This is a genomic window from Phytohabitans houttuyneae, assembly GCF_011764425.1.
In the GTDB taxonomy this organism is placed as follows: domain Bacteria; phylum Actinomycetota; class Actinomycetes; order Mycobacteriales; family Micromonosporaceae; genus Phytohabitans; species Phytohabitans houttuyneae.
This window is the reverse complement of the sequence record NZ_BLPF01000003.1, coordinates 272,479-295,485: the sequence shown is the minus strand read 5'-3', so window position 1 is coordinate 295,485 and position 23,007 is coordinate 272,479. Positions and strand designations below refer to the sequence as shown.

The following is a 23,007-nucleotide window of genomic DNA, read 5'->3' as shown; positions in this document are numbered from 1 at the left end:
CGAGCACCGTCAGTAAAGTCGAGCGTGCTGCGGCGTCACAACGCGCTGATACCAGTCCGGCCCGCGGATACCGGCAGCTCTGCCCTAAGGACTCACCAGGCCCTCGCGCGCGACCTGGTCCAGCCGCGCGCGGACCTCGCGGGCGGTGGCGTGGCCGAGCACGTCGAGCAGCCGCAGCGCACGCTGCCACGCCTCCCGCGCGGCCGCCGCGTCGCCCAGCTCGCGGTGGCAGTCACCCAGGTGGACCAGGGCGTCGGCCTCGTTGTACCGGTCGCCCAGCTCCAGGAACATCTCCACCGCCCGCGTGTACGCCGCCACCGCCTCGCGCCGCTCCCCCAGCCCGGCGTGGATGAAGCCCAGGCTGTCCCAGGTGCTGGCCACGGCGTTGGAGATGCCGAGCTCGCTGAGCGCGTCGAGCGCCTGCCGGCAGTACGTCAGCGCCTGCCCGAAGTCGCCGAGCATCGCGTGGCACCAGCCGGTGTCGTTCAGCGCGCTGGCCACGCCGCCCGCGTCGTCGGCCGCCCGGTACAGCTCCAGCGCCCGCTGGCTCGCGGCGAGCGCCAGGTCGTACCTGCCCTGCTGGCCATGCAGGTAGGCCAGGCCGCGGTGGCTGCGCCCCTGGTTGGCGCGGTCGCCGACCGCCTCGAACAGCTCCAGCGAGCTGAGCAGGTGTTCCTGCGCGGCGTCGAGCTGGTTGAGGCGGGCGTACGCGCTGCCGAGGCTGCGGTGCGCGGCGGCACGTACGCCGAGGTCGCCGACCCGCCGCCCGGCGGCCAGCGCGAGGGTCTGCATGGCCACCTGGTCGCGCCAGTGCCCGTGCCGCTGGAAGATGTCGGAGAGCGTGGCGGCCAGGCGGACCAGGTGGTTGTCGAGCTCGTGTTCGGCCGCCAGCTCCACCGCGGCGATGGCCGAGTGGTGCTCGACGGTCAGCCAGGTGCGGGCCGCCTCGGCGTCCGTGATCTCCACCGGCGCCACACCGTCCACCGTGGACGGATCGGGTTCGAGGTCCCACTGCGGGTCGAGCAGCTGTACCGCCGCCCGCGCCGTACGCGTGTAGTGCTCCAGCATCCGGGCCAGCGCGGCCCGCCGCTCCGGCTCGGGGTCGGTGTCCTGGGTCCGCTCCGCCGCGTACGCGCGGACGAGGTCGTGCAGCAGGTACCGTCCCGGCGACGGCTCGCGGGCGAGGCTGGCGTGCATCAGCTCGTCGAGCCCCGCGCGGACCTGGCGGACCGGCGCGCCGGCGAGGCTCGCCACGGTGGCCGGCGCGACGTCCGGGCCCGGGTGCAGCGCGAGCAGCCGCAGCAGGCGGGCGGCGAAGGGGCTGAGCCGCTCGTACGACCAAGAGAAGATGCTCTTGAGGTCGATCGCCGGATCGTTGTCCACAAAGGAGTCGAGCGTGCCGTGGTCGGCCGTGAGCTGGGCGGCGAGGGCGGCGACCGAGCCGTTCGGGTTGAGCACGCTGCGGGCGGCGACGAGGCTCAACGCGAGCGGGAGGCCACCACATAGACGGACAACGTTGTCTACCGCGGCGTCGTCCTCCGCTCCCACCTGCGTGCCGAGGCGGCTGCGCAGGTACGCCCGGGCGTCGTCGTCGGGCAGCACGCACAGCTTCGTCGGCCGGGCCTGCTCGATCGCCACGAGGCTGGGCATCTGGTGCCGGCTGGTCACGATCACCAGGCAGCCACGCGAACCGGGCAGCAGCGGGCGCACCTGGTCGGCGTCCCGCGCGTTGTCGAACAGCAGCAGCATCCGGCGGCCGGCCATCAGGCTGCGGTACAGCGCGGCCTGCGCGTCGAGCCCGTCGGGCAGCTGCCGCGGGTCGACACCGAGCGCGTCGAAGACCGCACGGAGCGCCTCCAGCGGGCTCATCACCACGCCGGACGGGTGGAAGCCGCGCAGGTTGAGGTAGATCTGCCCGTCCGGAAAGCGGCCGGCGATGCGGTGTCCCCAGTGGACGGCCAGCGCGGTCTTGCCGGTGCCGGCCATGCCGTGGATGGTGCTGATCAGCATCGCCGGTGCGGGCGCGTCCCCCGGCGGCAGCAGCGCGTCGAGGCCAGCCAGCTCGGCCGTGCGGCCGATGAAGTCGGGCAGGTCGGCCGGCAGCTGCGCGGGCGTCGCCTGGCTCGTCCGCTGGCGGGCGAGCGTCAGCGTGGCCACCGGCTCGACCTCGCGCTCCGGCGCGGAGCGCTGCGCCGGCACTGGCGGGTCCGCCCGCAGGATCTGCAGGTGCAGGGCCTGCAGCTGCGGCCCCGGGTCGACGCCCAGCTCAGCCGCGAGCGCGTCCCGCGCGTCCTGGTACACGGAGAGCGCCTCGGCCTGCTGCCCCGAGCGCCACAGCGCGAGCATCAGCAGCCGGCGGAAGCGCTCGTCCAGCGGGTGCTCGGACACGAGAGAGGCGAGCTGGTCGCCTGCCGAGACGTACGCCCCCAGGTCGATCTCCGCCGCCAGCAGCGCCTCCAGCGCGTTGAGCCGCAGCTTGGCGAGGTTGGCCCGGTACCGCTCCATCGGGTGGCCGGGCAGCCCGGCGAGCGGCTCCCCGTTCCACAGCGCGAGGCCGCGGCGCAGCAGGTCGGCCGCGCCAACGGTGTCGGACTCCCGCCGGGCCACCTCGGCCGCGCCGATCAGCTGCCGGAACGTGGCCAGGTCGAGCTCCTCCGGCCGGATGTCCGCGAGATAACCGGCGCCGGCCGACCGGATCACCGGCGTGCCGGCACCGACCGGGGTGAGGACGCGACGCAACCGGTACACATACGTCCGGATGGTCGCCTCCGCCGACCGGGGCGCGTCATCGTCCCACAGCGTCTCCATGAGCTGCTGGATCGAGACCGGCATGCCGGCCTGGAGCAGCAACGCGGCCAGCACGGCTCGCTGCTGAGGCGAGCCGAGCTCAAGCTCCGTCGGTCCACGGCGGGCCCCCACCGGCCCGAGCAGCGTGAACCATAAACGGTCATCCACGCATTCCCCCGAATGCATCTGCCGTCGAATCCGGACGTGGAAGGACGCCCCCCGCGTGCCCAGTCCCGGAGGCCCGCCATGCTACCCGGGTCCGACCGTCCGGCGTGGACCCGTGGCGGCCTTCTGCCCCCCAGACCATCGATCGATGCCCCACCGGCAGTACTCACGGCGGCGTGCTACCGGAAGCCGGTCCGGCAACCGTCAACAAAGGGGCCGGAAACTGCTCAGCTCCCGCCGCCGCCTCCTCCTCCGCCGCCGTCGCTTCCGCCGCTGAACCCGCCGCTGAACCCGCCACCGTCGCTGCCGCCGCCGAATCCGCCGTCGTGCTGATGGAACGTGGCGCCCGCCGTCGGTCCACCGTCGCCGTGGGGTTCGGTCTCAAACCCGACGTCGTAGTCGTACCGGCGGCGAACGGCAGACCGTCCTGGTCGTCGCGCCACAACGGCGGCGACCGCCACGACCCCCGCGATCAACGCGACGAAGAGAAGATTCTCCATGTGATCACCTCAGGCCGCATTGTGAGGGAGTGGGGCAATACAGGTCGCTGGGCAGCGGCCGACCGCAGCGCGTCCTACAGGGCGCCGGTGCGGATGGCGTACGCGACCGCGTGTGTGCGGTTGCGCAGCCCGAACCTCGTCATCACGCCGTAGATGATGTTCTTGACGGTGCGCTGGGAGTAGTTCAGCTTCACCGCGACCTCCCCCGTGTCCAGGCCCTCCGCGAGCAGGCGCAGCACCTCAAGCTCGCGTTCGGTGAAGCCGCTGATCGTCAGGCCGCGCGGGCCGAGCACGTCGCGCTGTACCGTGCGCAGTTGCTCCAGAAGGCGGCGGGTGACGGCCGCGGGCAGCTCGGCGCGCCCGGACGCGGCGCCCACGACGGCGCGGGTGATCTGCTCGAAGCCGGCCTCCCGGCGGTGCAGCAGCGCCGCCAGGCCGAGCTCGACCGCGCGCAGGACGTGGTGCTCGCGGATCTCGTTGGCGACCAGGACGACGGCCGGTTCGCGGTGGCGGGTGCCGCGCCCGAAGCGTTCGATCCCGGCCAGCACCTCGTCGGTGACCTGGTCAGCGACCGCGAGCAGCACCCGCGCCGCGCTCTGCCGCTCGCCGGTGAGCACCTCGACGGCGGGATGGGATGCGAGGCCGGCCACGACCCCGTCGCGGGTGAGCTGGTCGCCGGCGAGCACCGCGACCCCGACGGCTTCCATCCATCCATCAAGCACCGGCCGCGTCGACAACGGATCAACACCCGATAGACGGTGGTCGTGCGGTCACAGCCGGAACATGCGGTACTCGGCGACCTGCTCGAATCCCATGTCGCGGTACACCCGTGCGCCGGGGTCGCTGGCCTGGAGGGTGGCCACCTTCAGCCCTCGCCATCGCGTGATCCGCAACGCGACGCCGGTGAGGGCGGCCGCGACGCCGCGACGGCGGTACGCCTCGGCGGTGGTGACCGTGTGGATGCCCGCGACGCCGGCCTCGTCGAGCAGGGCGGCGGTGCCGACGATCCGCCCGTCGAGCCGCCCGGCGAACCGGGCCAGCGTGCGCCCGCCGGCCGGGTGCGCCGCCTCCCGCGCGAGCATCGGGTCAACCAGGTCCGGCGCCATGCCGCACACGTCCGCGCAGGCGGCGACCCACTCGCGCAGGTCGCCGGGGTCGCGCACGTCGTCGATGAGCAGGTCCGGCGGGCCGGGCAGCTCGGTGACCCGGTCGACGTGTACCGCCATCACCGCCAGCGGCCCCACCTCGGTCGCGCCGCGGCCGCGCAGGTCGGCGGCGAGCTCGGGGTAGCTGTCCACGCCGACCCACCACAGCCAGGGCAGGCCGTCGAGTCGCCCGGCCTCGACGAGCGCGGCGTCCAAGCCGCCGGGCCCGACCCGCAGTATGCCGTTGAACATGGGGTGGTCCACGCCGCTGCGGTATGCCGTGACCACGCCGTCCAGCCGCCCGGCCCAGCCGTATCCGAGCTTGTAGGCGCGGAGGTTGGCCAGCTGCGGGTGGACGTCGTAGATCGAGCTCACCGACTGGGTCGTGGTACCGGCGTTCGTCACGCCGGCAGCATGGCGAGGCCCGATAGACGCTCGCTCGTCACGCGGTAGACCGGGTGGTCAGAAGCCGACGACCTCGCGGACCAGGATGACGTGGACGCGGCCGGGCAGTTCCTGGTGGATCTCCAGGACCTTGCCGATGTAGCTGTGCTGCCCGTACGCCGCCTGCGCCCGCGCGTCCTCCAGCTTGAGCGAGTGCTGGTAGAGCCGCTCGCGGGCGGCTTCCAGCGTGGGCACCAGCTTCTGCGCGCCCGCCACGAGGATCACGTTGGCCGCGCCCCAGGCGTACGAGGCGAGCTGGCTGCCGGAGGCGGAGGCGATCACCAGCGTGCCGTCTCGGGTGATCGCGTGCACGCTGCCCAGCGCGTAGTCGGGCTGGCCGGCGATCTCCTTCATCTGCTGTACCTGCGTCTGGTAGTCGAGGGCGAGCATCTTGTTGCGGGCCGACTCGTACGGCCCGCCGCCGTTGACCGCCTCCTCGATGCCGGTCTCGGCGAGCGTGACCGAGGTGTTGGTCATCACCGTCGAGCCGTGCGGGATGCGGGCCAGCGCCGCCTTGCGCGCGGCCTCGAGGTCGTCGACGACCTCGACGCTGAAGCCGTGCTCCTCCAGCGCGACGACGGTCGCCGAGAGCGTCGCCTCGTCCGGCAGCGTGGTGAAGCGTTCCGTGGTCATGGTTTCTCCTCTATGACAGAGCGCCGACGTAAACGGACTTTACCCCGCTTCCGTGGGCTGTCGATAGGGTGAGCAGTGTGAAACGGACCGACCTGGCGTGGGGTGCGCCACAGACCGAGCGCGCCGACGCGGCCCGCAACCGGCAGCACCTGATCGCGACCGCCCGCGAGATGCTCGCCGAGCTGGGCGCGGAACGGATCACCATGGACGCGCTCGCCGAGCGGTCCGGGCTGGGCAAGGGCACGGTGTTCCGCCGGTTCGGCACCCGGGCCGGCATCTTCGCGGCGCTGCTGGACGACGGCGAGCGGGCCTTCCAGGAGCGGGTGCTGACCGGGCCGCCGCCGCTGGGGCCGGGCGCGCCGGCGTTCGACAGGTTGGTCGCCTACGGGCAGGCCCGGATCCGCTTCCTGCTGGAGCACCAGGAGGTCGCCAGGGCCGCGCTGGACGGCCGCCAGCCGATCCCGGCCGGCGCGCAGACTCCCCTGTCGCAGACCCACATCCGGATGCTGCTGGCGCAGGTCGACCTCGGCCCGGCCGACCTCGACCTGCTGTCGGTCCAGCTCACCGCCGCTCTCGACGGGCCCCTGCTGCTGTACATGCAGCCGACCGCGGAGGCGCCGCTGTCCGCACAGGTGGAGCGGCAGCTGGCGGAGAGCTGGCAAGACCTGATCCGCCGGGTCTGCCGCCCGTGACCGCTACCCCCGCAGCCGATCGGCCCGCTCGCGCAGCTGTGGCGGCACGAGGTCGAGCAGCTGGTCGGGGCGCAGCGGCAGGTCGAGCAGGCTGAGCTTGACCCGGTTGCGGCGCAGGTGGCGGTCGGCGTCGAACCGTACGATGTGGACCGCGTCCGGCCGAAGCCGCAGGTGCAGGGCGGCACCGGCGTCGAGCGGCTCGGCCGCCGTCCCGTCGACGACGAAGCGCAGCGCGGCGCCGTCGCCCGGGTTGCGCAGCTCGACGTCGTCGCTGTCGCCGAAGACCACCGACCGGCTGATCCCCGACATCGGCGCCACCGGGGTCAGCGCGATCGACGGGGTGGACGGCGACAAGACCGGGCCGCCGGCCGCGTAGTTGTAGGCGGTCGACCCGATGGGGTACAGACGACGACCGCGTCACCGCGGTAGTAGCCGTGGGCGGCGCCGTTGACGAACAGGTCGACCACCGCGGACTTCAGCTGCGCCGAGGCGGTCACCACCACGTCGTTGAACGCGGTGAACGACCGGCCGCCGGACTCCACGTCCAGGCAGCTGTGCGGCTCCACGGCGTAGTCGCCGGCCACCATGCGGTCCAGTGCCGCCGGAAGGCCGGCCGGCGGCACTTCGACGAGGAAGCCGAGGTCGCCGTGGTTGACCCCGAGGATCGGGATTCGCCGCCCCACGAGCAGCCGCATCGCGCCCAGCATCGTGCCGTCGCCGCCGAGGCTGACCACCGCGTCGACCATGTCCACGAACGCGTCGGCCGCGACCGTCTCCACCCCGGCCCCACCCGCCCGGCGTCGGCCTCGCGGGCCACCACGCGTCCCCCGTACCGGTGCGCGAACCCGATGATGGTCTCCACCGACTCGCGCACCGGCCGGGTCGGGTGAACCACCAGACCAACCGCGTACCCCGCCTCTCCCATTCCGCCATCCTGCCGCGTGGCGGCGGTGCACGCAGGCGTTCAGCGGCGCGCGCCGCCGCAGACCGGCTCCCGGACCGGCGCCAGCCGGTGCTGGCCGTCGAGGGCGAGGGCGGCACGCACCCCGGACTCGATCGCGCCCTCGACGGATGAGCGCCGCAGCGAGGTGTGCTCGCCGGCGAAGTGCAGCGCGCCGGCCGCTGCCACGCCGGCCAGGTGGTGCGCGGTGAGCTGGCCGGGCGCGAGCACCGCCTCACCGTCGGCCCAGCTGCCGGTGGCGCCGTGTCCGGTGTAGAACGCCTCGATCCGGTTGCCGTACACCTCCTGCAGCCCGCGCAGCGCCCGCGCGTACCGGTCGTCGGGCGTCATCGCCTCCCACCGGGTCGCGCCGCCGCCCCGCGCGTGGCTGGCCAGCACGACGCCGCCGTCGCTGCCGGGCACCGGGCCGGCCGGAAACGACGCGAGGCGGTTCGTCCCGCCCGCCGGCGCCGACCGGTGCGCCGGCGGCTGCCCGTACCGGTCGTACAGGCCGGGGGCGAGCGCGTCCAGCTCGCGCCGCCACCGTTCCTCGTCGAACTCCCACCAACGCCGGTCGAACTCCAGCCGCACGGTGGTGACCGGCTCGTACCGCAGCGCCATCACCGCGCGGCGCTTGGCGGCCGGCAGCGACGGCTCGACCCGCACCTGGCGCAGCGCCGCGAACGGCAGCGTGACGACCGCCGCGTCGGCCAGGTACCCCTGCCGCCGTCCGCGGCCGGACACCGTCTCCACCCACACGCGCGGTCCCTCGGCGGCGACGTGCGTGTAGGCGGCGGCCGGGCGGGCCGGGTCGTGGTACTCGATCCGGGTCACGCGCCGGTCGAGGTCGACCATGTCGTGGAGCACCGGACCCAACGCGTACGGCAGCCGCCAGCTCCCACCCTCGATCTCCCAGCGCGCCACGCGCGGTCCGGCGTGCAGGTGGCGCAGGTAGAAGTCCACAAAGGACATGGGCATGCGGTACCCGGCGTGCTCCAGCCGCCCGATCGCGGTGACCGCCGCCGTGTCCAGCCCCGCCCACTCGGTCAGGAACCGCCCCAGCGACAGGTGGTCCAGGTCGTGCAGCAGCCGCGCCCATCCCACTACGCGGCCGTCCGGCGTGTCCGCCTCGTGGTACTCGCCCACCGCGTCCAGCACCGCCTCGAGCAGGTCCACCGCCGAGTACCCGGCCGGGACGGCGGCCGGCGCGGCGGGGCGGCGGCGCAGCCCCAGACCGTCCACCAGGGACAGGGTCAGCGGGTGGGTGTCCGGGATGGACACCCCGGCCGCGTCCGCGTAGAGCAGCGGATCCCGGAACGGGCTGCGCGGCGGCGCCGCCAGCCGCCCGCCGATCCGGTCCGGGTCCGCCTCCAGGACCCGCACGTCGTGGCCGGCCCGGCGCAGCACGTACGCCGCGCAGAGCCCCGCGACGCCCGCACCGAGCACGAGAATCCGCAACGGCCGCTCTGCCGGTGACGGTCCGTCACCGAGCAACACCTCCAGGTACCGGCGGCGCGTCTCCGCCCCGTCCGGTCCCATCGCGGCAAGCTCCTGCCCCAACCGCAGGCAGCGCTGCCATTTGTCATCGGCGTCGCCGCCCCCACGGCGCTCGCCATCCCCCCACGTACGCATCTCGGATGCCTCCCCCTTCACCGTCCCCACCGGACGGCCGTCACCCAGAGTGTCCGGGAGGCATAGACACCGGATAGACGTCCGCTAGCACCGGCGATTCAGGCGGCCTGGCGGGCGACCACCGCGGATGGGGCGACCGACGCGTACCGGCCCTCGTGGTAGAGCAGCGGGGCGGCACCGTGCGCGTAGTGGCCCAGCAGCGGCTCGGCCAGCACGATCGCGTGGTCGCCGGCCGTCACGCGTTCGGTGACGCGGCACAGCAGCCACGCGACCGGCGAGTCGAGCAGGGGCACGCCGTGCGGGCCGTACCGCCAGCCGGTGTGCGCGGCGAACCGGTCGATGCCGCTCGTCGCGAACGTCCGCGCCACCTCGTGCTGGTCCTCGCCCAGCAGGTGCACGCCGACGTGCGCGGCGCGCTCCAGCGTGGGCCAGCTCGACGAGCCACGGTCCAGGCAGAAGGAGACCAGCGGCGGGCGTAGCGACACCGACGTGAACGAGGTGGCCGTGAAGCCGGCCGGTGGCGAGCCGGGCGCGGTGACCACGGTGACCGTGGCGGCCTGGCGGCGCAGCAGCGTGCGGAAGGTGTCCGCGTCCAGCGATCCCATCGTCCTCACCAGCTGCTCGACTCGACGTGTACGACCGGGGTGAGCGGCGCGGGCCCGCGCACCGCCTCCAGGAACGCGACCACCTCCGCGGCCACGGAGCGGTGCTGCAGGTCGTTGAGGACGTCGTGGTGCGCGCCGCGCACGACCGACAGCCGCACGGCCGGCAGCGACTTGGCGAGGCGGGCCAGGTCGGCGCGGCTGGCGAGCGGGTCCGCGTCACCGACCAGCAGCAGGTGCGGCTGCTCGGCGGTGCTGCCGTACGCGGCGTCGAGCAGGGCGGCGGGGACGCTCGACGCCAGCGCTCCACGTTGGACGGTGGTGTCGCCGGTCAGCACGCCGCGGTGCGCCGGGCAGTGGGTGCGGGCGTCGAGCTCGTCGTCCCACCCGGCGGCGGTGTGCGCGTCGTAGCCGGGCAGTCCGGCCAGTACCACGGCGTCCGGCCACCAGTCGGCCTCGGGCCGCGCCGTCGCGACCAGCGCGGCCACCGCGGCGGCCCCGGTGTCCGCACCGGCAAGGACCAGCGGGTATACCAGGTCGGGGATGCCGGCGACCGCGGCGGCCAGTGCCTCGGCGGGGTCGCCGTCCGGCGCGGGCAGCACCCGGACCCGGTAGGCGTCGGCGGCGAGGCGGGCGCCGAAGCGGGCGTAGCTGGCCGGGGTCTCACCGCGGCCGGCCACCACCAGCACGGTGCCGCGCGTGCGCAGCCCGGCCGGTGCGGTGTAGTCACCGTAGAGCGAGGTCATGTGTGGCACCTTTCGAAAGGGCGGGAATGGCGGGCGCGGCGTGGCCGAGGACGCGGTCGAGCACCGCGCCCGCCCCGGCGGCGGGCAGTGCGGTGCCGCGCCACGCGACGTGCTGGTCGGGGCGGACGAGGACGTTGCCGGTGCCGTACACCCGGCGGGCCGCCTCGTCGGTGAGGTGGACGACGGTGAACGGCAGCGCGCGTTCCGCGGCCGCCGCGACGAACGCGTGCTCCACCGACCGGTCGGCGGTGAGCACGAGCAGCGCGAGGTCGTTGCCGATGCGGTCGTAGAGGGTGTCGCCCCACGGGTCGACGTAGCCGTCCGGCGCGCGGTGGCCGGGCCTGGGGTCGTCCTCGTACCGGTCGGGGTCCCACGGCGGCTCGCCGGTGAGCTGGCCGTCCTCGTACCACAGCACGCCCGAGGCGTCGTACCGCTCGTCGAACAGCACGCCGGGTGCCTCGCCCCGCTCCGCGGCGAGCAGCCCGCGGATCTGCTCGCGCCGGGCCTCCGCCGCGGCGCTGGTGTCGGCGTCGTCGGGCACGCCGGCGCGGCGGATCTCGGCGAGGCGTTCGCGGCCGCGGCGGGCCCGGTCGAGGGCGTGGTCGGCCACCCGCCAGTTGTGCGGCCGCCGCTCGTGGTCGTAGGAGTCGAGCAGCGCGTCGGCGGCGTGTCCACTCAGGACGGCGGCGAGCTTCCAGCCGAGGTTGACCACGTCGCCGAAGCCCTCGCCGAGGTTGCCGCCCGGGGTGCGCACGTGCGCGGCGTCGCCGGCCAGCAGCACCCGCCCCTTGCGGAACGTGGCCGCGATCCTCGTCGCCTGGTAGTACGTGGTGCAGGAGGCGATCTCCAGGTCGAGGTCGAAGCCGAACGCGGCCCGCGCGGTGGCCAGCAGCTCCCGCTCGGGCGGGTCGGCGTCCAGCGGGTACGGGCCGGCGTAGACCCGCCACTCGCGCGGGCTGATCGCGGCGAGGAAGCCGGACGCCCGCTGGTTGAGCACGATGTTGGTGCCGCTGGGCGGGGCGGCGCCGCGCTCGAAGACGTCGCCGGTGCGCACCACGAGGCGGAACATCTTCTCCTCCGCGTGGTCGCCTTCGCGGTGGATGCCGGCCAGGTGGCGCACGGTGCTGCTGCCCCCGTCGGCCCCGATCACGTACGCCGAGCGGATGACCCGGGTGGCGCCGGACGCGCGGGACACCACGGTGGTCTCCACCGCGTCGCCGGTGTCCCGCAGCGCCTCGACGAACCATCCCCCGGCGACCGTGACGCCCCGTTCGCCGAGGTGGTCCAGGAACACCTGCTGCAGCGCCGTCTGCGGCCGCCGGATCGGCGGGTGCAGTGAGTGCCGGCGGGCGCCGCGCTCGCCGAAGCCGCGGACCTGCCGGGAGCCGAGGTCGTGCCCGACGAGGGAGGTGACGACGCGGATGCCGCGGTTCCACTCCGGCGGGAAGGTCCACGCCTCGCGCACCCGCTGCAGCACGCCCCAGCGGCGGAAGTGCTCGACCACGCGGGGCGAGTGGCCCATCGCGCCGGCCCGCACCAGCGTGGCCCGGACGGCGGCGTCCACGACCGCGACGTCCACGCCGCGCCCGGCCAGCTCGACCGCCGCGGACAGCCCCACCGGCCCGGCGCCGACGACGAGCACGGAGACGTCCTCGGGCGGTACGGCGACCGGAAACTCCACGTCGCGCAGGCTCATCGCAGCGCCTCCGCCCTCGTCCAGCGGTTCTGCGGTACCGGCAGTCCGAGGTTGCCGCGCAGCGTGTCCGACTCATACTCGGTGCGGAACCGGCCGCGGGCCTGCAGCAGCGGGACCACGTCCGCGATGAACCGGTCCAGGTCCTCGTGGGTGCGGAAGCCGAGGTTGAGGCCGTCGAACGCGCCGGCCCCGAACCAGCTCTCGATGGTGTCCGCGACGGTGCGCGGGTCGCCGGTGAACGGGGACGGCCGGTACTCGGTGAACGCGAGGACCGTCTCGCGCAGCGTCAGACCGTCCTCGCGGGCCCGCCGCACGATCTCGGTGCCGCGGGTACGGCCGCTGCGCTCGGCGTGCGCGGCCACGTCGGGGAAGGGCGCGTCGAGGTCGTGCTGGGAGAAGTCGTACGCGCCGAAGGCCCGGCCGAACGCGGCCAGCTTGCGCGGGAAGTCGTTGTCCGCGTCGAAGATCTCCCGGGAGAGGCGGTGCGCCTCGGCGTCGGTACCGGCGATGACCGGCTGGGCGCCGAGGAAGATGAGGATGTGGTCGGGGTCGCGGCCGAGCGCGGCGGTGCGGCGCTTGATGTCGGCGTAGTAGTCGCGGGTCGACTCCAGCGTGCCGCCGGGCGCGTAGATGCCCTCGGCGACGTGCGCGGCCAGGTTGCGCCCCTCCTCGGAGACGCCGGCCTGGAAGATGACCGGCTGCCCCTGCGGGGAGCGGGAGATGTTCAGCGGCCCGGCCACCTTGAAGTGCTCGCCCTCGTGGTGCAGCGGGTGCAGCTTGGCCGGGTCGAGGAAGACGTCCCGCGCCACGTCGGCGGGAAACGCGTCGTCCTCGTAGGAGTCCCACAGTCCACGTACGACGGTGACGTGTTCCAGGGCCCGCCCGTACCGGGTCGCGTAGTCGAGGTGCTCGTCGAGGCCGTAGTTGCGGGAGGTGCCGGTGTCGAAGCTGGTGACGACGTTCCAGCCGGCCCGGCCGCGGCTGATGTGGTCGAGCGAGGCGAAGCGGCGGGCCACGTTGAACGGCGAGTTGTACGTGGAGCTGAGCGTGCCGACGAGCCCGATGTGTCGGGTGTGGACGGCCACCGCGGACAGCAGCGTCAGCGGCTCCAGGCGGTTGAGGTAGTGCGGCGGGTACGTCGCGTCGATGAACTGGCTGTCCACGATGAACAGCGCGTCGAACTTGGCGTGCTCGGCCGCCTTGGCCTGCGCGATGTACCAGTCGATGTCGATGCTCGCGTTCTTCGGGACGCGCGGGTCCTTCCACAGGCTGTGCTGCCCGGGTCCCCCGACGCCGTAGGCCCGCAACGCGAGCCGGATCTGGCGGGTCATGCTGGTCCTCCGATGGTTTTCAGCAGCTCGCGGAGCTCCTCGCGCTGGGCGCGGCTGGCCGCCGCGCTGCGCAGTGTCGGTGCGGAGCCGACGAGCAGCCGGGTGTACGGGTGCCGCGGCGCGTTGACGACCGCGCGGGCCTGGCCGGTCTCGACGATCTCGCCCTGGTAGAGCACGGCGATGCGGTCGGCGACCCCGGCCACCGAGCCGAGGTCGTGCGAGATGAACACGAGCGAGGTGCCCGCGTCGCGCAGCTCGTTGAAGAACTCCAGCGCCCGGACCCGGTTGGCCGCGTCGAGCGCGCTGACCGGCTCGTCCAGGATGATGACGCGCGGGTCGGTGACCAGCGCGCGGGCGACCGTGACCCGCTGCCGCTGGCCGCCGGACAGCTCGCCGGGCAGCCGGGACAGCAGCTCCTCGTCCAGGTGCACCCGGGCGGCCAGCTCGCGGGCCCGCGCGGCCGCCTCCCGCGGCGACCGGCCACGGATCAGCAGCGGCTCCACGATGGACTGTTCCACCGGCAGGTCCGGGTCGAGGCTGCGCAGCGGGTCCTGGAAGACGTACTGCACGACGCCGCGGCGGCGCAGCGACCGCCACTGGCCGGGCCGGTACCGGGTGAGGTCCTCGCCGGCGACGACGATCCGGCCGCGGTGCGGGCGGACGAGCCCGACGATCGCGCGGGCCAGTGTGGACTTTCCGGAGCCGGTCTCGCCGATGACGCCGACCGTCTCGCCCGGCGCCACCGAGAGGCTCGCCTGACGAAGGGCCTGGGTTCGGCCGTAGCGGACGTCCAGGCCGGACACCTCAAGCAACATGGTCCAGCTCCCGCTCAGTGCCTGCCTCGCTCCGCCGCTCGGCGCTCGTCCGCCGTCGTGGTTGCGGCCCGTAGCCTCCCGTCTCCCGCTCTATGAACCGGTCCAGGCCGTACCGCTCGTGCTGGTCGATGAGCAACCGGGTGTACTCGTGCCGCGGCTCGTAGAGGATCCGCTCCACCGGACCCTGCTCGACGACCTCGCCGGCCCGCAGGACGAGCACCTCGTCGCAGAGCTGGGCGACGACCGCGAGGTCGTGGGAGACCACGATGAGCGCCAGCCCGGTGCGCTCGCGCAGGTCGGCGAGCAGGTCGAGGATCTCGGCCTGCACGGTCACGTCGAGCGCGGTGGTCGCCTCGTCGGCGATCAGCAGCCGCGGGTCGGCCGCGATGGCGGTCGCGATGAGGACCCGCTGGAGCATGCCGCCGGACAGCTCGTGCGGGTACTGCCGGTACACCCGCTCGGGGTCGCGCAGCCGGACCGCGCCGAGCAGCTCGACCGCCCGCCGCCTCGCGTCGCGGCGGCTGGCGCCCTTCTTGACCCGGACCACCTCGGCGATCTGGGTGCCCACCTTGAGCGACGGGTTGAGGTACGAGGCGGGGTCCTGGAAGACCGCGCCGACGGTGGCGCCGCGCAGCGCGGTCCAGTCCCGCTGGGTGAGCCTGGCGGTGTCGCGGTCGTCGAGCTCGATCTCGCCGCCGGCGAGGCTGAAGTGTTCCGGCAGGATGCCGAGCACCGCGCGGCAGGTGAGGGTCTTGCCGCTGCCGGACTCCCCACGATGCCGACCGCCCGGCCCGGCGCGAGCGAGAAGGAGACGCCGTGCACGAGGTCCCGACCGCTGACGCCGTCGTGTATCCGTACGTCACGCAGCGACAGAAGAGCCATCAGACACCTTCCTTGAGTTGAGCAGCGCCCGCCCGGCCTCGCCGGTGACGTCGCGGATCGCGTCGGCGAGCAGGTTGCAGGCCCAGACGGTCGCCATGATCAGGGCGGTCGGTGCGAGCGGCGCCCACGGCTGGAAGCTCAGGTAGCCCAGCTCGGAGGCGAGCACGCCGCCCCAGGTCGGCGCCGGCGGCTGCACGCCGATGCCGAGGAACGTCAGGCTGGAGACCACGACGAACCCGACGCCGGTGGTGTTGGCGAGTGCCACCGCGATCGGCGGCAGCACCTTGACCCACACGTGCTTGCGCACCACCCAGCCGACCGAGGCGCCCGCGACGATCGCCGCCTCGACGTACTGGGAGCGGGCCACCGACAGCGTGGCGGCGCGGGCGACCCGGTAGAACAGCGGGGAGACCATCACGCCGACCACGAACATCGCCTGCGGGATGCCGTTGCCCAGCAGCGCGGTCACCGCGACCGCGAAGACCAGGAACGGCAGCGCGATGAGCGTGTCCGCCAGGCGCAGCGTCACCCACTCGAAGGCGCGTCCGAAGTAGACGGACAGGATGCCGGGGATGACGCCGACGACGAGCGCGATGAGCGCGACCTGTACCGCGCCGAGCATGCTGACCCGGGAGCCGTCGAGCAGCCGGCTGAGCACGTCCCGGCCGAGGTAGTCGGTGCCGAGCAGGTGCGCGCCGGACGGGTTGGCGAGGATGTCCGTGGTGCCTTCGAGCGGGTCGTACGGTGCCAGGATCGGGCCGAAGATCGCCAGGAGCGCGACGGCGGCGAGGATGCCGGCGGCGATCCGGCCGGAGGTCAGCGTCAGGACGCGGCGGACCATGTCACACACCTCTCGCCGAGGCCGGCGCCACCCGCGCGAGCACGACGTTGACCAGCAGGTTGAAGACGACGACGAGCACGATCGAGACGACCAGCACGCCCTGGACGGCCGGTACGTCGCCGCGCTGCGCGGAGTTGGCGGCGAACTGGCCGAAGCCCGGCATGCCGAAGATCGCCTCGGTGACGACCGCGCCGCCGAGCAGGTTCGGAAACTTCAGGCCGAGCACCGCGAGCGAGGGGCCGACGCCGTTGCGCAGCACGTGCCGGAAGAAGATCCGGCGCGGGCTGAGGCCGCGCACGACGGCGCCGGTCACGTAGTTCTCCCGGTACGCGGCGACGAGCCCGGCCCGCAGCTGCCGGGCGACGTCGGAGACGGTGTCGAAGCTGAGCGCGATCGCCGGCAGCGTGATGTGCGCGAGCCACACGCCGATCCCCCGCTCCGCCGGCGCGTAGCCGGCGGAGGGGAACCAGCCGAGCCCGACGGCGAAGATCCCGACGAGCACGATGCCGACCACGAACGACGGCATGACCGAGATGAACGTCATGAACCCGGTGATGGCGCGGTCCACCCACGTGGTGCGGCGCAGCGCCGCGAGGACGCCGAAGCCGAACCCGAACACCACGCCGATCACCAGCGCCAGCCCGGCGACGGAGAGGCTGATGACCGCCCCCTCGGCCAGCAGCCGGGAGATGTCCGCGCCGTTGTACCAGCTCTTGCCGAGGTCGCCGGCGAGCATGTCGCCGAACCAGTCGAGGTACTGGGTCAGGAACGGCCGCTCCAGCCCCCACTGCTGCTCGATCTGCGCGATGGCCTCGGGGGTTGCCGACTCGCCGAGCTGCAGGCTCGCCGGGCTCAGCCCGCTGAGGGCGCGCAGCGCGAACGTCACGAACGTGGCGACCAGGAAGACCGGTACGAAGATCGCGACCGAGCGGGCGAGGATGGACAGCGCCTTGCTCACGGCTCTACCTTCAGGCCGGTCCAGTGGATCTGACCCGGGATCGGGGTGAGCGCGGAGACCTTCTTGCTCTTGACGAAGATGTTCGGCTGCGAGTACGTGAACACCAGCGCCCTGCTCTCCAGCCCGGCCCGGGTGGCGGCCCGCAGGTTCGCCTCGTAGTCCGGCGACTCCAGCGGGGTGCTGCGGGCCAGCGACACCGCCTTCTCAAAGCCTTCCGGCTGGTAGGGCGAGCTGAGGTTGAGCGGGCCCTGCGGTCCGAAGTGGGCGGTGAGCGTCTGCACCGGCGACTCGCGGCCGGTCGTGCCGTACAGCGAGAGCGTCAGGTCCTTGGCGAAGAACGGCTTCTCCCAGTTGGGGTCCACCTTGATGGTGATGTCGAAGCCGACCGCGTTGAGCTGCGACTGGACGATCTCCGAGGCGGTCGCGTACGTCTGGCCGGCGATGACCAGGTCGAGCTTGATCTGGCCGGGCGCGTAGCCGGCCTCGGCGAGCAGCTGCCTGGCCTTGGCCGGGTCGTACGGGTACCGGTCGGCGGACTGCTTGTCGTAGGCGAGGTACTCGGGTGGGAACGGCTGGTCGGTCGCCTTCCCGTACCCAAAAGTGATCTTGTCGACGAACTCCTGGCGGTTTGTCGCGTGGCGCACCGCGTCGACGACCTTGGGGTTGGTGAACGGCGCCTTGTTGACGTTGATGCTGATGTTGGAGGCGTTGAAGCCGGGCTGGAAGACCACGTCGAGCCCGGCCGCCTGGGCCGCCTTGACCTGGCTGGCGGTGAGGTTCGCGAAGTCGTACACGCCGGTCTTGAGGCCGGAGACGATCGTGGCCGCGTCCGGCGTGGTCTGCAGCTCGACCCGGTCGATGTGGATGTTGGCGGCGTCCCAGTAGTCGGGGTTCTTCTTCAGGTACACGTGTGAGCCGGGCACCAGCTCGGTGACGACGAACGGGCCGGCGCCGACCGGCGACTGGTCCAGCTTGGCCGGGTCCAGGGCCGCCTTCGGGCTGGTGATCTGCGCGACGCGCTCGCCGAGCAGCAGCGGGATCTGGTAGTCGACCTGGGTCAGCTGGACGACCACGTCGAGGTCTCCCTGCGCGGTCACCGACTTGATCGAGGTGAGATCGCCGTCCAGGGCGGAGTTCTTCTGGGTCTTGGCGCGTTCGAGGTAGGCCTTGACGGCGGCGGCGTTGAGCGGCTCGCCGTCGCTGAACTTCAGGCCCGGCCGCAGGTGGAAGGTGACCTGGTCGCCCTTGTCGTTGTAGTCCCAGCTCTCCGCGAGGCTGGGTACCGCCTTGCCGTGCTCGTCGATCTCGGTGAGCGAGGCGTACGCGAGCGAGAGGATGCGGAACTGCGCGCCGCTGCCGCTGACCACCGGGTCCCAGTGCGCCGGCAGCGTCACCGCCCACCGCAGCGTCGACTCGCCGGCCGCGCCCGCGCTCTGGCCCGCGCAGGCGGAGAGCCCGAGGGCGATCGCGGCGAGCACGGCCAATGCCTTCCGTCTCATTTGGACACTCCTGTCAGGCGCGCGGCCGTGTGGATGTTCTCGGGATGGGCAGGCCGAGGTTGCCGCGGAGCGTGGTGGCCTCGTACTCGTCGCGGACCACACCGCGCTCGCGCAGGATCGGCAGTACGCCGCCGGTGAAGCGGGCGAACTCGCTGGGCGCGTTGACGGTGATGTTGACGCCGTCGAAGGCGCCGGCCTCGAACCAGCGCTGGATCTCGTCGGCGACCGTGCGGGGAGAGCCGACGAACGGCGAGCGGCGCGAGTCGAGCGTGTGCTGCACGACCTCGCGCAGCGTGTACCCGTTCTCCCGGGCCAGCTTCTTGATCCGCTCGGCCTGGGTGCGGAAGCTGCGGTCGCCGAGGTCGCCCAGTTCCGGGAAGGGCGCGTCGAGGTCGTACCGGGAGAAGTCGTGCCAGCCGAACGGGCGGCCGAGCTCCTTCAGCGCGCGGTGGAAGTCCTTGCCGCCGCGCACCGCGCGCTCCTTGTCACGCGCCTCCTCGTCGGTGTCGGCGATGATCGGGCTGATCCCGGGCACGATCAGCACGTGGTCGGGGTCGCGCCCCTTGGCCGCCGCGCGCGCCTTGATGTCCTGGGCGAACGCGCGGCCCTGCTCGACCGTCTGCGCGTGCGTGAAGATCGCTTCGGCGATCGTCGCGCCCAGGTCGCGCCCCTCCTCGGAGTCACCGGCCTGGAAGATGACCGGCTGGCCCTGCGGCGAGCGCTGGATGTTGAGCGGCCCGACGACCGAGAAGTGCTCACCGATGTGGTTCAGCGGGTGCTGCTTGGTCGGGTCGAAGAAGACACCCCGCTCCTTGTCCCGCGGGAACGCGTCGTCCTCGTACGAGTCCCACAGCCCCTGCACGACCCGCACGTGCTCCAGCGCCCGGCCGTACCGGGTCGCGTAGTCGTAGTGCTCGGCCCGGCCGTAGTTGCCGGCGGTGCCGCCGTCGCCGGTGGCCACGACGTTCCAGCCGGCGCGGCCGCCGCTGATCACGTCCAGCGACGCGAGGCGGCGGGCCACGTTGAACGGGTCGTTGTACGAGGTGGTGAGCGTGCCGACCAGCCCGATGTGCGTGGTGTGCACGGCCAGTGCCGACAGCAGGGTCAGCGGTTCGAGGCGGTTGAGGTAGTGGTGCGGCGAGTCCGGGGTGATGAACTGGCTGTCCACGATGAACACGTGGTCGAACTTGGCGGCCTCGGCCTCCTGCGCCCGGGCGATGTACCAGCGGATGTCGACGCTGGCGTCGCCGGGTATCTCCGGGTCCAGCCAGGTGTGGTGCTGGCCGGGCCCGCCCACGCCGAGGAGGACGGCGCCCAGCTTGAGTTGTCTACGGATAGTCACGGCAAAGCCGCCCTTCGTGGTCGATGAGGGTGCGCGACAGCCCCGTGACCTGGGGCGTGCCCGAGGTCACGGCAAGGAGATGAGGGATGCCGTCAGCGACAGAGGGTCGCGGCGATGCGGCCTTGGTCGAGCCAGCGGCGGCTGGTTAGCGTCACTGCGGGGCGCCGGCTCATGCCACTGAGTATGTGTGCGCCGGGGCGGCGGCGTCCAACGAGAGATCGTGATGTGGATCCATTAGCGCAGGTGATGTAATTCCTAGTAAACTGATAGGCATGACCAGGAATCTCGGCATCGTCCCGCTCCGGAGCTTCGTCGCCCTCGCGGACTGCGGCGGCTTCCAGCGCGCGGCCACCTCGCTGCACCTGACCCAGGGCGCGGTGAGCCAGCACGTGCGCCGGCTGGAGGAGTCGCTGGGCCGCACGCTGGTGGAGCGGCAGGGCCGGGGCTCCCGGTTCACCGCCGACGGCGAGGCGTTTCTGGGCCACGCGCGGCGCATCCTCAGCGTGCACGACGAGACGCTGCGCGAGTTCGGCGTCGAGCCCGGCCGCACGCTGGTCATCGGCTCGACCGAGCACGCCGCGGCCCAGCTGCTGCCCGAGCTGGCCTCGTCGCTGAACGACACGTTTCCGCACTGCCGCATCCGGTTCCGCATCGACCGGGGCGCCCAGCTGCGCTCCCGCCTCACCGACGGCCGCATCGACCTGGCGCTGCTGCTCGGCCCGGCCGAGGAGCCCGACGCGCGCACGGTCGGCGAGCTGGAGCTGACCTGGTACTCCGCGCCGGGCTGGACACCGCCGCCGCGCGGCGAGCCGGTGCCGCTGGTCGCCTTCGACGCGCCGTGCGCGCTGCGCACGCGGGCGCTGGACACCCTGGCCGCGCACGGCGTGGCCGCCGAGGTGGGCTGCGAGGCCGCGCACCTGGCCGGGGTACAGGCGGCGGTCCGCGCCGGCCTCGGCATCGGGCTGATGGCCACGCTGGGCAAGAGCCCCGAAGGGCTTGTCGCGCGCCACGACCTCCCGCTCGCCCAGCCGCTGCCGCTGTCGGTGACCCCGCGCCGGGGGCTGCCGGCCGACCTCGCCTCCGGCGCCGCCGAGTCGCTGACCCGCCTGCTCGCCACCGGGCCCGCCAGCTCCGGTCCGCTACCGCTGTTAGGAGCCGCCTGATGCCTCCCCTGCACGTGCCCGCGATCCGTACCCCCAGTGGGGTCCTGCTGCCCACGGACATCGACCCGTTTCACCGCCGGCTGCACCGCATCGCACCGGCCGGGCTCGTCGACCAGACCTCGCAGACCTCCGGCATGAGGCGCCGGGAGGCGATCAGCGGCAAGACGGTCGGCGCCCGCCACCTCTGGATGGGACAGACCCACGTGCCGGGCGCCACCAACTCCGGCAACCACCACCACGGCGCCTCGGAGACCGCCATTTTCGTGGTATCCGGCACGCCCGCGTTCGTCTTCGTCGACCTGGAGGGCGACGAGCCGGTGGAGACCCGGATACAGACCGGGCCGGGCGACTACATCTTCGTGCCGCCCTACGTGCCGCACCGCGAGGAAAACCCCGACCCGGACATCGAGGCGGTCGTGGTGATCGCCCGCACCACCCAGGAGGCGATCGTGGTCAACCTCGACGGCCTCGACTGGTCCGAGGTCACCCTCGACTGACCGGCGGGTACCGTCGCGGGGTGCGCCTTTCGCCGCTCACCGCCGGGCACCGGGACGCGGTGCTGGCCTTCGAGACCGCCAACCGGGCGTACTTCGCCGCCTCGGTGCCGGACCGCGGCGACGGCTTCTTCGCCGGCTACCCGGCCCGGCACGCGGCGCTGCTCGCGATGCAGGCGGCCGGCACCGACCGCTTCCACCTGCTGGTCACGGACGCGGGCGAGATCGCCGGCAGGTTCAACCTGACGAGCATCGCCGGCGGCGAGGCGGAGGTCGGCTACCGCGTGGCCGAGGCGTTCGCGGGGCGCGGCGCCGCCACCGATGGCGTGCGGCAGCTGTGCGAGCTGGCCCGCTCGGCGTACGGGCTGCGCCGCCTGCGCGCGGACACGTCACCGGACAACCACGCCTCCCGGGCGGTGCTGCTGCGCAACGACTTCACGTTCCTCGGCGAGAGCACCGTGGACGGCGTGCCCACCCACCGCTTCGCCCGCAACCTGACGTCCTAGACCCAGGGCCTAGAGACCGTTCGCGGTCGCTATGCCCGCGGTTGCCGCCTCACCCTCCGCGGTCGCCCAGCTCAACCCAGGAGCCCGCACCGGCAGATCTTGGCAAGTTAGCGTCGAAATATCGCGCAAACTCACCAAGATCTCGAAGCTCACACCGCCCGCACCTGATCGGCAGTCACAGACCGCGACGACGGCGCCGAACTGCGGGTAGAGGAAGATCAGAGGCTTCTGCGGCGCGGACACTGCGAGCTGGGAAGAGACCGGAAGCTGTCGCGCGGGAAGTAAACCCGACTCCGAAGTCGAGCGACGCTAGGTCTCCACGATCTGCGGGAGCGGGGTGAGCTGGGCGACCGCGGAGGGTGAGGCCGCGGGAGCAACGGTCCGGACCACGACGGGCGTCGCGGTAGCCCGGATCTGGTTCGGTTTGGGTCTTTTGAATCGGCTACCGGCGGGCTGGCACGTCGCCGTAGTCGCCGGCCACTGCGGCGAGTTCGGCGTTGGCCGAGGTGTCGAAGTCGGAGACCGGGCGCTCGTGTGCCCGGTCGTGCTTGTAGGCCACGCCGTGCACGAGCGCGATCGCCGCGGCCACCGCACCGCCGACGGCCACCACCGCGAACGACAGCGTGTACCCGTCGAGGCTCGGCACCTCGGTGCCGGCGATGACGTGGCTGGTCAGCAGCGAGGCGCGCCCATCACACCGCTGTATATCAGTACGTCGTATACGTGGCCGTTGGAGATCGTCAGGTACAGGAAGCTCGCCGCGACCAGCAGGGAGCCGATCGCCAGCGTGTACGCGGTGCCGAGGCGGCGCTCGAAACGGCCGGCGAGCGTGGAGAACAGCATCATGCCGAACGTGCTGGGCAGCAGGTACAGGCCGACGTCGAGGACCGAGCCGCTCAGCCCGTACCCGACCTGGTCCTTGGGGGTCTGCACGAAGTTGGAGATCAGCTCGACGAGCACCCACACCGCGCAGAGCGCGGCCGCGGCGGCGAACAGGCCGACGTGCGGCCCGAGCCCCAGCCCCACGAGCTGCCCTCGCTGATCGCCAGCAGCAGGCAGACGAGCCAGGCGGCGAGCACGACCGCGCCGAGCACGTCGGGCCGGCCGCCACGCTCTTCGACCGCATGGTCGACGACTTCCGGCACGCCGCCGAGCGCGGGATCCTGCCGAAGTAGCGTTACCCTGTCCCTGGCC

23 protein-coding genes and 1 pseudogene are annotated in these 23,007 nt (G+C 73.0%); 4 read left to right on the top strand and 20 right to left on the bottom strand.

Going from position 1 to position 23,007, the window contains the following annotated elements; genetic code table 11:
* Positions 1-84: 84 nt before the first annotated feature.
* The 5 genes from Phou_RS36360 to Phou_RS36340 all read right to left on the bottom strand — a co-directional run bounded on the left by Phou_RS36360 (position 85) and on the right by Phou_RS36340 (position 5,674).
* Positions 85-2,955, bottom strand: coding sequence for an AfsR/SARP family transcriptional regulator (locus Phou_RS36360; protein WP_173065755.1), 2,871 nt, complete (start codon positions 2,953-2,955; stop codon positions 85-87).
* A gap of 224 nt (positions 2,956-3,179) precedes the next feature.
* Positions 3,180-3,452: a hypothetical protein gene (locus Phou_RS36355; RefSeq protein ID WP_173065752.1), complete on the bottom strand. Its 273-nt coding sequence runs from the start codon at positions 3,450-3,452 to the stop codon at positions 3,180-3,182.
* 74 nt (positions 3,453-3,526) lie between these two features.
* Complete coding sequence (locus Phou_RS36350; RefSeq protein WP_173065749.1) at positions 3,527-4,159, bottom strand: response regulator transcription factor; 633 nt, start codon at positions 4,157-4,159, stop codon at positions 3,527-3,529.
* A 63-nt stretch (positions 4,160-4,222) separates the two neighbouring features.
* Entirely contained in the window at positions 4,223-5,002 is a 780-nt protein-coding gene (locus Phou_RS36345) for a GNAT family N-acetyltransferase (protein WP_173065746.1), read from the bottom strand.
* Positions 5,003-5,059: 57 nt separating this feature from the next.
* Positions 5,060-5,674: an LUD domain-containing protein gene (locus Phou_RS36340; protein WP_173065743.1), complete on the bottom strand. Its 615-nt coding sequence runs from the start codon at positions 5,672-5,674 to the stop codon at positions 5,060-5,062.
* Between the two features lie 77 nt (positions 5,675-5,751).
* Between Phou_RS36340 and Phou_RS36335 the strand changes: the two genes are divergently transcribed.
* Entirely contained in the window at positions 5,752-6,366 is a 615-nt protein-coding gene (locus Phou_RS36335; protein ID WP_218579426.1) for a TetR/AcrR family transcriptional regulator, read from the top strand.
* A gap of 3 nt (positions 6,367-6,369) precedes the next feature.
* Here the strand turns inward: Phou_RS36335 and Phou_RS51570 are convergent, their stop codons facing one another.
* The 13 genes and pseudogenes from Phou_RS51570 to Phou_RS36275 form a co-directional block, all read right to left on the bottom strand.
* Positions 6,370-6,720 carry an NAD(+)/NADH kinase gene (locus Phou_RS51570; protein ID WP_246274131.1) on the bottom strand — a complete coding sequence of 117 codons (351 nt, stop codon included), beginning with the start codon at positions 6,718-6,720 and terminating at the stop codon, positions 6,370-6,372.
* Positions 6,690-7,145, bottom strand: a complete 456-nt coding sequence (locus Phou_RS51565; RefSeq protein WP_218579425.1) for an NAD(+)/NADH kinase — start codon at positions 7,143-7,145, stop codon at positions 6,690-6,692. Before Phou_RS51565 ends, Phou_RS51570 begins: the two co-directional genes overlap by 31 nt.
* A 185-nt stretch (positions 7,146-7,330) precedes the next feature.
* A complete protein-coding gene (locus Phou_RS36325) occupies positions 7,331-8,938 on the bottom strand; it encodes a flavin monoamine oxidase family protein (protein WP_173065740.1) in 1,608 nt (535 codons plus the stop codon).
* Between the two features lie 98 nt (positions 8,939-9,036).
* Entirely contained in the window at positions 9,037-9,543 is a 507-nt protein-coding gene (locus tag Phou_RS36320; RefSeq protein WP_173065737.1) for a flavin reductase family protein, read from the bottom strand.
* Positions 9,544-9,548: 5 nt separating this feature from the next.
* Positions 9,549-10,286 (bottom strand): alpha/beta fold hydrolase, encoded by a 738-nt coding sequence (locus Phou_RS36315; RefSeq protein WP_173065734.1) that lies wholly within the window; start codon positions 10,284-10,286, stop codon positions 9,549-9,551.
* On the bottom strand, positions 10,267-11,982 hold the full coding sequence (locus tag Phou_RS36310; protein WP_173065730.1) for an FAD-dependent oxidoreductase: 1,716 nt from the start codon (positions 11,980-11,982) through the stop codon (positions 10,267-10,269). The genes Phou_RS36315 and Phou_RS36310 overlap by 20 nt, the downstream gene beginning before the upstream one ends.
* Entirely contained in the window at positions 11,979-13,313 is a 1,335-nt protein-coding gene (locus Phou_RS36305) for an NtaA/DmoA family FMN-dependent monooxygenase (protein WP_173065727.1), read from the bottom strand. Before Phou_RS36305 ends, Phou_RS36310 begins: the two co-directional genes overlap by 4 nt.
* Positions 13,310-14,128, bottom strand: a complete 819-nt coding sequence (locus tag Phou_RS36300) for an ABC transporter ATP-binding protein (protein WP_173065725.1) — start codon at positions 14,126-14,128, stop codon at positions 13,310-13,312. Before Phou_RS36300 ends, Phou_RS36305 begins: the two co-directional genes overlap by 4 nt.
* Positions 14,118-14,888: pseudogene (locus Phou_RS36295) on the bottom strand (ABC transporter ATP-binding protein); the annotation flags it as partial. The gene Phou_RS36300 and the pseudogene Phou_RS36295, both read right to left, overlap by 11 nt.
* A 99-nt stretch (positions 14,889-14,987) precedes the next feature.
* Positions 14,988-15,851 carry an ABC transporter permease gene (locus Phou_RS36290; protein WP_173065721.1) on the bottom strand — a complete coding sequence of 288 codons (864 nt, stop codon included), beginning with the start codon at positions 15,849-15,851 and terminating at the stop codon, positions 14,988-14,990.
* 1 nt (position 15,852) lies between these two features.
* Entirely contained in the window at positions 15,853-16,809 is a 957-nt protein-coding gene (locus tag Phou_RS36285) for an ABC transporter permease (RefSeq protein WP_173065718.1), read from the bottom strand.
* Positions 16,806-18,308 carry an ABC transporter substrate-binding protein gene (locus Phou_RS36280; RefSeq protein WP_173065714.1) on the bottom strand — a complete coding sequence of 501 codons (1,503 nt, stop codon included), beginning with the start codon at positions 18,306-18,308 and terminating at the stop codon, positions 16,806-16,808. The genes Phou_RS36285 and Phou_RS36280 overlap by 4 nt, the downstream gene beginning before the upstream one ends.
* A gap of 13 nt (positions 18,309-18,321) precedes the next feature.
* Positions 18,322-19,650, bottom strand: coding sequence for an LLM class flavin-dependent oxidoreductase (locus Phou_RS36275; protein WP_246274130.1), 1,329 nt, complete (start codon positions 19,648-19,650; stop codon positions 18,322-18,324).
* Positions 19,651-19,922: 272 nt separating this feature from the next.
* Here Phou_RS36275 and Phou_RS36270 point away from each other — a divergent pair, with 272 nt between their 5' ends.
* Genes Phou_RS36270 through Phou_RS36260 form a run of 3 tightly spaced genes read left to right on the top strand, consistent with a single transcriptional unit; the run spans position 19,923 to position 21,813 of the window.
* The gene (locus tag Phou_RS36270) at positions 19,923-20,813 is read left to right on the top strand and encodes a LysR substrate-binding domain-containing protein (protein WP_173065711.1); all 891 of its coding nucleotides are present in this window, start codon (positions 19,923-19,925) and stop codon (positions 20,811-20,813) included.
* Entirely contained in the window at positions 20,813-21,310 is a 498-nt protein-coding gene (locus Phou_RS36265; protein WP_173065708.1) for a cupin domain-containing protein, read from the top strand. Before Phou_RS36270 ends, Phou_RS36265 begins: the two co-directional genes overlap by 1 nt.
* 20 nt (positions 21,311-21,330) lie before the next feature.
* Positions 21,331-21,813: a GNAT family N-acetyltransferase gene (locus Phou_RS36260; protein ID WP_173065705.1), complete on the top strand. Its 483-nt coding sequence runs from the start codon at positions 21,331-21,333 to the stop codon at positions 21,811-21,813.
* Positions 21,814-22,255: 442 nt separating this feature from the next.
* Here the strand turns inward: Phou_RS36260 and Phou_RS36255 are convergent, their stop codons facing one another.
* Together Phou_RS36255 and Phou_RS36250 are read right to left on the bottom strand one after the other, a co-directional pair.
* A complete protein-coding gene (locus Phou_RS36255; RefSeq protein WP_173065702.1) occupies positions 22,256-22,459 on the bottom strand; it encodes a hypothetical protein in 204 nt (67 codons plus the stop codon).
* A gap of 26 nt (positions 22,460-22,485) precedes the next feature.
* Positions 22,486-22,839, bottom strand: a complete 354-nt coding sequence (locus tag Phou_RS36250) for an MFS transporter (RefSeq protein WP_173065699.1) — start codon at positions 22,837-22,839, stop codon at positions 22,486-22,488.
* Positions 22,840-23,007: the final 168 nt, after the last annotated feature.